11 protein-coding genes are annotated in these 9,977 nt (G+C 45.5%); 3 read left to right on the plus strand and 8 right to left on the minus strand.

All coding sequences use genetic code 11. The features are described from left to right. Positions 1 to 98 precede the first annotated feature (98 nt). The 3 genes from IQ270_RS24470 to IQ270_RS24475 all read right to left on the minus strand — a co-directional run bounded on the left by IQ270_RS24470 (position 99) and on the right by IQ270_RS24475 (position 1,127). The gene (locus IQ270_RS24470; RefSeq protein WP_193975781.1) at positions 99 to 446 is read right to left on the minus strand and encodes a rhodanese-like domain-containing protein; all 348 of its coding nucleotides are present in this window, start codon (positions 444 to 446) and stop codon (positions 99 to 101) included. 4 nt (positions 447 to 450) lie between these two features. Further along, complete coding sequence (locus IQ270_RS31420) at positions 451 to 612, minus strand: hypothetical protein (RefSeq protein ID WP_228056655.1); 162 nt, start codon at positions 610 to 612, stop codon at positions 451 to 453. A gap of 83 nt (positions 613 to 695) precedes the next feature. Further along, positions 696 to 1,127, minus strand: a complete 432-nt coding sequence (locus tag IQ270_RS24475) for a hypothetical protein (protein ID WP_228056656.1) — start codon at positions 1,125 to 1,127, stop codon at positions 696 to 698. Between the two features lie 46 nt (positions 1,128 to 1,173). Here IQ270_RS24475 and IQ270_RS31425 point away from each other — a divergent pair, with 46 nt between their 5' ends. Both IQ270_RS31425 and rpsD read left to right on the plus strand, forming a co-directional pair. Continuing rightward, positions 1,174 to 1,437, plus strand: coding sequence for a hypothetical protein (locus IQ270_RS31425; protein ID WP_228056657.1), 264 nt, complete (start codon positions 1,174 to 1,176; stop codon positions 1,435 to 1,437). Between the two features lie 82 nt (positions 1,438 to 1,519). Continuing rightward, positions 1,520 to 2,128, plus strand: coding sequence for a 30S ribosomal protein S4 (gene rpsD / locus IQ270_RS24480; protein ID WP_193975783.1), 609 nt, complete (start codon positions 1,520 to 1,522; stop codon positions 2,126 to 2,128). 518 nt (positions 2,129 to 2,646) lie between these two features. Here the strand turns inward: rpsD and IQ270_RS24485 are convergent. The 5 genes from IQ270_RS24485 to IQ270_RS24505 all read right to left on the minus strand — a co-directional run bounded on the left by IQ270_RS24485 (position 2,647) and on the right by IQ270_RS24505 (position 9,381). Beyond that, complete coding sequence (locus IQ270_RS24485; protein ID WP_193975784.1) at positions 2,647 to 3,849, minus strand: catalase; 1,203 nt, start codon at positions 3,847 to 3,849, stop codon at positions 2,647 to 2,649. A gap of 210 nt (positions 3,850 to 4,059) precedes the next feature. Then, positions 4,060 to 5,706 carry a peroxidase family protein gene (locus IQ270_RS24490; protein WP_193975785.1) on the minus strand — a complete coding sequence of 549 codons (1,647 nt, stop codon included), beginning with the start codon at positions 5,704 to 5,706 and terminating at the stop codon, positions 4,060 to 4,062. A 75-nt stretch (positions 5,707 to 5,781) separates the two neighbouring features. Beyond that, a complete protein-coding gene (locus IQ270_RS24495) occupies positions 5,782 to 6,804 on the minus strand; it encodes a DUF2235 domain-containing protein (RefSeq protein WP_193975786.1) in 1,023 nt (340 codons plus the stop codon). 314 nt (positions 6,805 to 7,118) lie between these two features. Further along, positions 7,119 to 8,552: an MFS transporter gene (locus IQ270_RS24500; protein ID WP_193975787.1), complete on the minus strand. Its 1,434-nt coding sequence runs from the start codon at positions 8,550 to 8,552 to the stop codon at positions 7,119 to 7,121. Positions 8,553 to 8,952: 400 nt separating this feature from the next. Further along, on the minus strand, positions 8,953 to 9,381 hold the full coding sequence (locus IQ270_RS24505) for a hypothetical protein (RefSeq protein ID WP_193975788.1): 429 nt from the start codon (positions 9,379 to 9,381) through the stop codon (positions 8,953 to 8,955). Between the two features lie 301 nt (positions 9,382 to 9,682). Here IQ270_RS24505 and IQ270_RS24510 point away from each other — a divergent pair. Next, positions 9,683 to 9,977: cobalt-precorrin-5B (C(1))-methyltransferase (locus tag IQ270_RS24510; protein WP_193975789.1), on the plus strand; the 295-nt coding region annotated here is incomplete at its 3' end.

Here is a 9,977-nt window from a genome sequence, read left to right on the forward strand (position 1 = left end):
CCGAGGACTCGCATTCCGAACGATCGAACCAATTTTTATTAAGGTAATTGACCGAACACGATCTCAAAAAACACGATAGCTGAAAACTGGATTTGATATTAATAGCGGGGGATTGTTCGATCGACCAGCATCGAGTAAGCATCGATGCCGCCAACGATATTTTTAACGTTGGTAAATCCTCGATCGGTCAACCACTGGCACATTTGAGCCGATCGCACTCCGTGGTGGCACAGCACTAGGGTTTCTGTATCGCGATCGAGTCGATCGTCAATTTCACCCGACCATTGGGCAAACTCGCTCAGCGGAAAAGCTATAAATCCTGGCAGCGCAGCCAGCTCAATTTCGTTGGGTTCCCGCACGTCTACAAGCTGCAATTTCTCAGCATTGGTTTCTGCTAATTGGCGACCTAATTCTTCGACTGTAATTTGAGCAAAAATTTCTGACATTTGATTATAAAAAAGTAGTCAGTTGACTGTTGGCTGTTGACTGTTGACTGTTGACAGTTGACTGTTGGCTGTTGACAGTTGACTGTTGGCTGTTGACAGTTGACTGTTGGCTGTTGGCTGTTGACTGTTGGCTGTTGACTAACAACCAACAACCAACAACTAACAACTAACAACTAACAACTAACAACCAACAACTAACAACCAACAACTAACAACCAACAACTAACAACTAACAACTGCCAACAGTGATTAATTGAGTCGCGAAGGCGGTGGTATTAGCTCCACAGGAGGGGTCGGTGCAGGGCGTCCGTCCAACTGGCTCACTCTGTCCCTGGGATCGAGACAAGTTGCCAGTAACCTGTCAGTAGGAAAATCGAGCCTGCCGCTCAAGCCGACGACGCATTCAGCAAACTGTTGCGGTAATAAACTGCGGCGGCACCCATCAAGCACTAACAGAGGAGCAGCAGGTTGAGTTTTAGTTTTGCTGTTAATATTCACTACGCAAGTAGCCAATTCGTCGGGACGTCTCACCCGCCGACAGCTAGAAAGCGCTTCTATACCAGAAATATTGGTTTTGCGGTTGATTTGGAGGGCGCATTTAGATATGTCGCGGGGATGGAGAGCGTCGGCACAAGCTCCGGCTGCTGCCTCTGCCCCCACTCCGGCTTCGATTAGCTCCAAAGCGCAGACGCGATAAACGTTCCTGGTGCGAGGGAATCTAATAGTGATGGCTGATGCTGGTGAGATTGGCAGTGCACTAGCTAACAAACCGAGTGCTGCTAGCCCGGTGCCGAGAGCCAAGATCCAGCGCCCGGTAAAGCTTGAGCTTGTCGGTGCGGGCTTTGGGGAAGGATGGACGAAAAAATTGCGCTTGTGCATGGCTGAGCGAGTTGTGAGTTTTTTGGCGGATTGGGCCGATCGAGCGATGGCTGTTCTTCTGAGAATTTACCCCACATTACCGATCGCTGCGGTCGATCGATCTTTTTATTGATATTTGTGGGAATTTTCACCGTTACAAACATATAATATAGAGTCTGCATAAAATTGCATACAGAGATTAGAGAGGAAAATAAATGTCTCGATATCGAGGCCCCCGATTAAGAATCGTCCGTCGCCTGAAAGAGTTGCCCGGTTTAACCCGCAAAACCCCCAGACGGGACTATCCGCCCGGACAGCACGGTCAAAACCGCAAAAAGCTCTCTGAGTATGCGGTTCGCTTGCAAGAAAAGCAAAAACTCCGTTTCAATTACGGTGTGACGGAACGCCAATTGCTCCGTTACGTCCGCAAAGCCCGCCGTGTCACCGGCTCCACAGGTCAAGTGTTACTGCAATTTTTGGAAATGCGCTTGGACAATACTGTGTTTCGGATGGGAATGGCTCCAACCATTCCGTCCGCTAGGCAATTGGTAAATCACGGTCACATTACTGTTAACGATCGTGAAGTCAATATCGCCAGCTATCAGTGCAAGCCTGGTGATGTGGTTGCGGTGAAAAATAGAGAGCGATCGCGCACAATGGTAGAAGCTAATCTCAAAGACCCAGGCTTGGCTCACTTACCCAATCACTTGGAATTTGATAAGCAAAAACTCATTGGCAAAGTTAATGGCGTTATTGAACGCGAATGGATTGCTCTTCAGATTAATGAACTGCTAGTGGTGGAATACTACTCGCGTCAAGCCTAAGTTATTAGTCATCAGTCATTGGTCATTAGTCATCAGTTGGTTGAAGGTGGAATTATTACAGCGTATTCCAGGTTTATAAAGTAGGGACACGGCATTGCCCAAGGCGTGTCAACAATCGCCTAAAAACCTTTGTATCTCTCGTTTATAGCCTAGTCTAGATCCCCCTAAATCCCCCTTAAGAAGGGGGACTTTGATCGGACTCTTATCCCCCCCTTCTTAAGGCGGGCTAGGGGGGATCTAGGATTAATAGTCAAACAGCATTCTGTGACTGGGTTTGACCGCTAAGTGGACACCAATGGGTAATGCCGTGTCCCTACGGGGATTAATCAATTTCTAGTGAGACAAAACTGACGACTGAGGACTGAGAACTAAGAATTAATAATTTTCAACATTCCCACCCCCTAAAAAGGGATGGGATTTTTTGAAGGTTTCGCTGGTTAACTTCCTTGAGTTGTCATTTGCTCAGACGAGACCGGGCTAATAGCATTATAATGATGTCCCAGCCTCAAATTATTCCCTTAAAATGTTTCTTCTCCGGTTGGTTCTTGGTGGACAATACCTCGCTTTTGAAGCCGATAATTCGCTACAACCGGGTAAACAACACCGCGTATCCGATTGATCGCACCTACTGGACGATGAACTGCTAAGCCGTTCCAAGGAGAATATCTCAGGTTTTCGTTGAAATCGGATTGTTTTTCATAATCAATAATCTGATGCTTGACAGTGAGACGACCTACTCTCAAGAAGGGTGATTCCTTTTCCTTCCAGACATTGATGCCATCGTCGATCGGCATTTTTACGCTGGTTTGAAACTGGATGCCAAAATCCCACCAGTATTGGGCATCAGGTTTCGCCAAAGCTTGAATTAGATCGTCCCGGTAATAATTGTCTGGTTTATTGGGATCTAAACCCAAGGCTTTAGCGCGATCGACAAAGGGAAATTTAGGAATTCCCGATCGAGATTGTTCTCGAATGATCTCGTGCGGTGGTTCGCATGAAACCGGAGTAAACCCATACTTAATTACAGCCGGATATTCGACAGGAACTACACCAGGTTGGGACGGATCGAAATCGGGATTGAGCCCCAAAGCAGAGGGTGAACCGCTCCAATATTTTGCAGTTAGCAAACTCTTCGGAGTCCGGCTACCCGTAAGCGCCGAGACAGCTAAAAAGTGCCTGGGATGTCGTATTAGCCACTTTTTCAATGTCTCTGGTGATTCAACCAGAGCAGAAAAAAAGCCGTAGTAATCTTTGATGGTTTGGCTCACAAATATCTCTGAATTGTGAACAATAATGTCCTGGGTTTTTGACTCGTGGCTTTGCGCGAGTCGTTCCCCTTCCACCCCCATCACTTTCAATGAAATTGAGCGCGAATCTTTTTGGTAATCAGGATATACTTTGGTAGCCCCGTTAGCAAATCGCAACCAAACAGGATATTCTTTGGGTTTTGCTAGCAAACCTTGCTTAAGAGAAATTGCATTCAGTTGCGAAGCAGTTAACGAAGCGCGTTTGCCCAATTCCCGTTTAATCGCTTCCTCATCAAAGTCAAAAATTTCCAGAGTTCCTTTAACGCACGCATGAGTTTTGGCGTGAGTATCTCGCAGCGCCCGCTCCTTATCCCCGTAAAGATTATCCATCCGAAGCTTCGCCTGCTCAACCAAAAGATCGTAGTATTTGAGTTCGTCCTGTTCCGGATATTCGGTAAATAACTTCTTGTTCATAACATCATAACCTTCGGTTAATCGCTAAAAAATGCTCTACACAAACCCTTGCATTTGTTAAACAGTATAACTGCATAACTGCTGGTGCAATTGCTCCGGAATTGCCCTAGCCGATCGCTCGCGAAAAAATCGCCTTTTTCTTCCTCATTTTTGAGGGCGCAGGTGTCTTTGCGCCCCCAACTACTTTGAGTCTTAGTTGTCAGCTACAACTTAAAGATCGAAGGAAACTTTGTAATTGCGATCGCTTAGAGGAACATTACGATTCACTAAATCAGAGACTGTTTTGGTATTTTGGATAATTTCCCAACCAACCTCAGAAAAAGTTTCCTTATTGAAGACTTTAGGCGATAACAAAGGATTAGTTAAAGCTTGGGAGAAAGCATCAATGCCAATTATCCGTGCTACTAAAGGTGGAATTGCTGAATTTTTCCGGACATCTTCAGCGTACAATCCGACAAATAATTCAATCTGATCAACATGACCGTACAACTCTTTTAATTTCTGTTGAGCGTATTCGTCACCCGTAATTTGATTGAAATCAGTCACCCGGGGATAACCACACATTTCGCGGTAATCGTTATAACTGGCTAACTGCGCCTGCCGTCCGAGTTTAACAGATGCTAGTTCGGTAGCATCAATAAATGTATAGGGTGTTCCTGCGATCTTAAAATCAGGTGTGTTAAACAAACCAATTCTAGTGCCTGGTTGGGAACAACTTTCTTCCATCAATGCACCCAACCCTTTATCGATTAACATCTGATTATTCCAGAGGGAATCGTACATGGATTTTTCTTTGCCGTCATAGATAAAGGTTTCGGGCACCGCACTATGCCAGCGATAGACAAAACTAAACTCAATCGCCATCCAATTTTCTCGATACCAACTTTCCTGGGTAAAAGCTTCTGGATCGGCAAAGAACCTAAAATTATAGGGTGTAATGTGGAAAATGTACTCTTCCATAATGATATTGAGAACAATCACCATGAGAATATTTCTCGCGGTTTGGAAGAGCCTCTCATCGTCCCATTCCGGATAGCTTTTGGACAAAACATCACAAATTCGATTATGTTCCCTAATACATAAAGTGTTGAGCATGACATAGCCAATTTGGACGTTTGCCCGTTCAACTCCCATTGCAAATAGCTTGCCTTTCTTTTCGGGGGTTTGTCTTTTTTCATCATTAAGGGGTTCATGAAGACCTTCAAATTGAGGATCGATAATACCCTGCTCTGGATCGGCATAATAAAAGAGTGGATAGTCTTCTTCTACGCCATCTTGGCGTTTGAGTTTTTGAGTTTTAAATTTACCGTTTTTGAAAGCTCTGAGCATATTTGTTTGTTTGCGGGTCAACCCGTAAACATTACACAGATCAATCTGATGGTTGGAGGTATTTTTGAAGCGGTTTTGCTGGTCGATCCGCAAAAAACTATCTGTAAACCACTGCACCCAATAGGGAAAGAGCAGAGTCGATTTTTCCGAATAAATGGTTTTTCCGTCTCTTTTTTGGAATAAGGTCTTTACTTTGTCCAGTGATGGTAAATTCCCTTCTTTGTTAAATTCGGGGTCGGGAGGTAAGTGTCGCCCAGTATAAGTTTTGTCTGTAAGTGAATCCCAAGAGATATAGGTATCAGTTTTCTTGGGAATATCTGTTCCTGGAATTTTGGGATCTAAGCCCATTAAGCTATAGGGCAGCGGGCGAGTCGGAAGTTTGTAAATGATACTATTGAGAAAAAATTTGTTTAGTTTACGTTTCAGAGGCTCGTAACTTTGAACTAAATTCCAAATTGGTTTGAAATGAGTCAACGTATATGCTAAAGCTTTGTTGCTCAATCCATCTTTTGATGTATCTCTTGTCATGATTGCTTTTCCTTTCGATTGTTGTAGATGATCCCGTTTTCTTATGTTCGGTTCTGAGAGCTTGATAAAGTTCTATCACTTTTCTAGATTTTCAATTACTTTGGAGAGAATTTTTTGCAGATTCTTAGGCCGATAGTCTTGGCGTTTTTTCAATCGCTCGATCGCGCTTTCGTGAAGCTCCTCAATAGCATCGCCTACCTCGCGGAACTTGATTCCTGCCAATTTGAAGAACCCAGGATCGTTTTTAAAGTCAATCTGATAATTGGGATTGATACCTGTGGGAATGACACTGGGATCGAATTCCAGTCCCAATCCAAGGGCACTGATTGAATCCAACATCCACTGTAAGGCGGCATCTGATAAACCGCTGTATTCTTCCGTTCCACCGCCGATGCAGATATGCGAGCCTGGAAACCAAACTTGAATAACCCGCTGGTTCTCGGCATCAGGATTTTTCTTCATAGGGGTAACATCAAAGATTTCGCGAATTTCGTCGATCGCCACGGCGTGCAACGCATTTTGAATCGACTTATTTAAAGTGGTGTCGTGGAATCTGTACCTTTTCTTGAGCTGTTCGTCATACTTCTTGAAGGCGGGTAGAACAGGAATACCAAGGGCTCCAACGGTGTCGAAACAACCGAGCAAGGTAATCGGAACGCGATCGCCGTAATCTTCGCGGTAATCGGCTGCTACCTTATCCTTTGGTTTAATGCCTCGGTTGCGGTAAAGCTCGTAAGCTTCTGATGCTCTGGTAATATGAGGGCGGGATAAGAGACCGGAGCAATAAATCATCCCGGTTAGACTCCTGACTGTGTAAGCGCCGCGACTGAACCCGAATAGATAGATTTCGTCACCCTTTTCATAGTTGAGACTAAGAAAACGATAGGCATCTTGTATGTTTCGATCGATTCCGAGTCCAGTGGCTCCGCCCAAAATCTTGTTACTATCAGATCCAACTCCCTCGTCATAAAACACGATCTGCCCAAGCCCGTCACTGCCGCTCGATTTCACTGCTTGGGCAAGTTTTATCACATTACTTGGGTAACTACTATTTAGTTGTTGCCAAGTTCCATCACAGCAAACGATCAGACGTTTCATCTTCTCTCCTTGAATCTGAGATTTGATAGCGAGCTGTCATAATTGCTTACTTGAGATTGCCAATTCCCGTTTTTTGATCGCCTGAGTGCGATCGCCGATAGTTGATTGCTGGAAATGAATATTTTGCTGGCAATTTTTAGCTTTGTCGATTGTCAGAATAGTAGTCTGAAAAGACCATCTAGTCTAGTTGGCTGTATTAAAATGTCAATTTTATTTATATTTCTTAACTTAAACTTTTCAGGGTGTGAAATCGTAGGTTTGGTTCAGAGAAAATGCTCGATTTTCGGTTGTGTTTAGCGTTCAAGTTACAGTTTCTAGCCCCGGTTGAATTTGAACAGTAGAAAGGTGGGTAGGATCTCGCGCAGTGACAAACTGCGAGGTTCTCGCACCAAAATCAAAGGCAGCAGGCCCACCAACCGCACGGCAGCCGAGAGGGCAAACACTACCCCCAAATTCATGCCGGGAAGTTCGGCAAGAAAGCCTCCGGCGGTAGTTCCTAAAGCCCCAGCTACTCCCGAAACTGCTGCGGCGATCGCAAAATAAGTTGAAGGTTGGTCGATCGGCGCTATCTCCATTTGAATATTGTTAGTAAATAGCCCGATCGCCCCTAAACTCGTTCCCCCCAACAAATGCAGCAGCGGCAGCCACACCCACACCGCAAACGGGTAATTGCCCGTACCCAACCACAGCAAAGGCGTTACCGCTACCACCAGCCCAACTGCAATTAGCAGGGGGCGATTTCCCCAGCGATCGGCCAACTTGCCCCAAAACATCAGCAGCAGTAGATTTGCTGCGGAACTCAAGCTGCTGTAAATCGTGACCAAACTCACATCCAAGCTTAAATCTTTGAGCAGGTAGATATTAAAAAAAGGTGCGCTGAGATTAACTGCAAACGTCCACACGCTAAAGTAAAGAATAAACATTAAGAAATTAGAATCTTTCAGCACAGAAGGTACAAAATCTGTTAATTGCTTTTCTGTTTTCTCTGTAAGTCGATCGGTATTTGCATCTGTGCGGTATGCCTGCGGATTCACATCCACCATCAAGAATTGATACCCCAAACTAATGATTCCAGCCAAAACACCCACAAATAAAACCATACCGTAGCCCGAAATTCGATCGGCACCCCAAGTTGACACGCACCATCCCATCAACGGCACTCCCAGCAAACTAATCGAGCTCGTAGCACTGTTGCGAAAGCCAAAATAGCGTCCCCGCAAGCGGTGAGGAACCACGGCGGTCATCCAACTAAACCAGTTAGCGCTGGCAAAAGCTCCCAGCACGCTAGCTGCTAGGACAGTGGCCAGCGTCCACTGCCGCAGTTCGTGGGAGTTTGTGTAGTGCCGGCCCCAAATAATTGCCACCACGAGCACCAGCCACAGCAGCCGCGATACGCCGAATATCGCTAGGTTGTACCAGTGGCGGCTGGTTGTGCGATCGGCGATGTAAGCTCCTAATGGTTGCAGGAAATTCACCACCATCGGAATCGCAGATAATATACCGATTTCCACGCTGCTGGCCCCGAGTTGCAGCAAAAAGTTGGTCAGGAGCACGCCGCCGGTCGCCGAGTCGAAGACAGTGGCCAAAGTGCCGTCTATAGTTGAGGCTTTGAGGGTTGAGCGAATGTCTTTTTTAGAAATTTTGAGAGCTGTTTTTCGAGGTAAAACGAGCTGAAATATTGTGTTTTCTAGTATTTGTGGAGTCTGAAGAGATAGAGGCTCGTTTAACTCTGCAACTGGTTCAACCATAGTCAGATAATTTGAGATTGGAGATTTGAGATTTGTACAATTTTTGTTTTGTAACGGTTTGGGACTAGCTGGCGATTAAATTGTATTGACGCCCCCGCGTCAGTAAAATTTAATCTTGCTGCTGCCAATTGCTGAGCTAACCTGGCAAGATAAAGCCAGCCGCGACTTCAAGATTTTAGCTTGCAAGCTAGACTGGCACTTCCGGGTAATTCCGATCAATATATATGGCAAATCCTCCCTAGAGCATCAACCTCTTGGGAGATATTAATTTGCTGATGGCAAAAACTAGGTTTTAGGGCTTAGGATCGTGAATTAAATAATTTAGACAAGTTTGTGGGACGGGCTCTCCCGCCCATCCCACAAGAACAATAAAGATTGCAAGTTATTTAATTCTCATTCCTTAACAAGGAAGCGATCGCAGCATTTCGCCTGCGAAAAATTGGTCGAATTCCCGATCGAATAAGTCGCCCCAAGGGCCAAAACAAATTTCGCGGGAACTCCTCCACTCGGCTCTCAAATCTTTAGAACTAGCTAAATCCATAGCATGAAAGACGATCGACTTGCCGAGTATAGCTGCTAACTCCAAGCCTCGGGCAAGCGCGGCAATTCCCTCTGGGGCGACATCATTGACTTGCTGCAGATCCACGACTACTCTCAGGGTGGCCCTTTCCAAAGCTTGCTCCAAATTAATTTGGAAATCTAGGACGGCGATGCCGCCGAGACAGCCCTTGGGTTGCAAAACCATCGTGTTGCATGGGGTGGTTGCGCTTGCGAGTTGAGCGGTTGAATCGGAAACAAGTGCAGGCGTGAGGGTAGTGGCAGTCTTCATCTTTTTTCCCCCTGGCAAATTGCCACCACAAGTGTACTCAGTAGAGGGTAGATGGGGGGAAAAAGGATGCAAGGTGTGTCGAAGGTAGCTATCACCATCTGGTTTTTTAATTTTTTTTTCAGTATTTGTACTTAATTCCTGGAATCAGTTTGTTGGTGGTACGACAAAATTGTCGCTTGACAAAAATCACGGTCTGTGCGGATTCTAGCAAAACATAGAAATAAGCTTAAATGTTTGAGGGGTATCACTGCTAATGCGTGATGTCGATCGCTGACCAATTTACGGATGTTTGGATTAGACCGTGACAAAAACTCAACCTTTATCCGGGTATACACTGCCAGTATTTGCGTGTGCAGCAGCACTTGCAGCTTTGCGGTGCTTGCGTGGGGGCAATCATTCTGTATATAGCGTATCAGTCGATTTACTGGAACCGCAAGTAACTGCAGAAATTCCGATCGAACAAGTGTCTGTACTCAAAACAGGTACTGCTTTAGGCGTGACTCGCTCCGATCCCGGGGACAATCTCGATCTGACTCGCAATACCCCCGTTTGGGCAATGGTGGAATTGCACATAGGAGAGGGGGAGAGGGGGAGAG

This window comes from Microcoleus sp. LEGE 07076 (genome assembly GCF_015207455.1).
In the GTDB taxonomy this organism is placed as follows: Bacteria; Cyanobacteriota; Cyanobacteriia; order Cyanobacteriales; family Microcoleaceae; genus Microcoleus.

What these genes read in the sequence shown, in the direction of transcription:
- rpsD (WP_193975783.1), top strand. Translation starts at nt 1,520, where the DNA reads ATGTCTCGATATCGAGGCCCCCGATTAAGAATCGTCCGTCGCCTGAAA.
- IQ270_RS24500 (WP_193975787.1), bottom strand. Translation starts at nt 8,552, where the DNA reads ATGGTTGAACCAGTTGCAGAGTTAAACGAGCCTCTATCTCTTCAGACT.
- IQ270_RS24490 (WP_193975785.1), bottom strand. Translation starts at nt 5,706, where the DNA reads ATGACAAGAGATACATCAAAAGATGGATTGAGCAACAAAGCTTTAGCA.
- IQ270_RS24485 (WP_193975784.1), bottom strand. Translation starts at nt 3,849, where the DNA reads ATGAACAAGAAGTTATTTACCGAATATCCGGAACAGGACGAACTCAAA.
- IQ270_RS24495 (WP_193975786.1), bottom strand. Translation starts at nt 6,804, where the DNA reads ATGAAACGTCTGATCGTTTGCTGTGATGGAACTTGGCAACAACTAAAT.
- IQ270_RS24505 (WP_193975788.1), bottom strand. Translation starts at nt 9,381, where the DNA reads ATGAAGACTGCCACTACCCTCACGCCTGCACTTGTTTCCGATTCAACC.
- IQ270_RS24470 (WP_193975781.1), bottom strand. Translation starts at nt 446, where the DNA reads ATGTCAGAAATTTTTGCTCAAATTACAGTCGAAGAATTAGGTCGCCAA.
- IQ270_RS31425 (WP_228056657.1), top strand. Translation starts at nt 1,174, where the DNA reads ATGGCTGATGCTGGTGAGATTGGCAGTGCACTAGCTAACAAACCGAGT.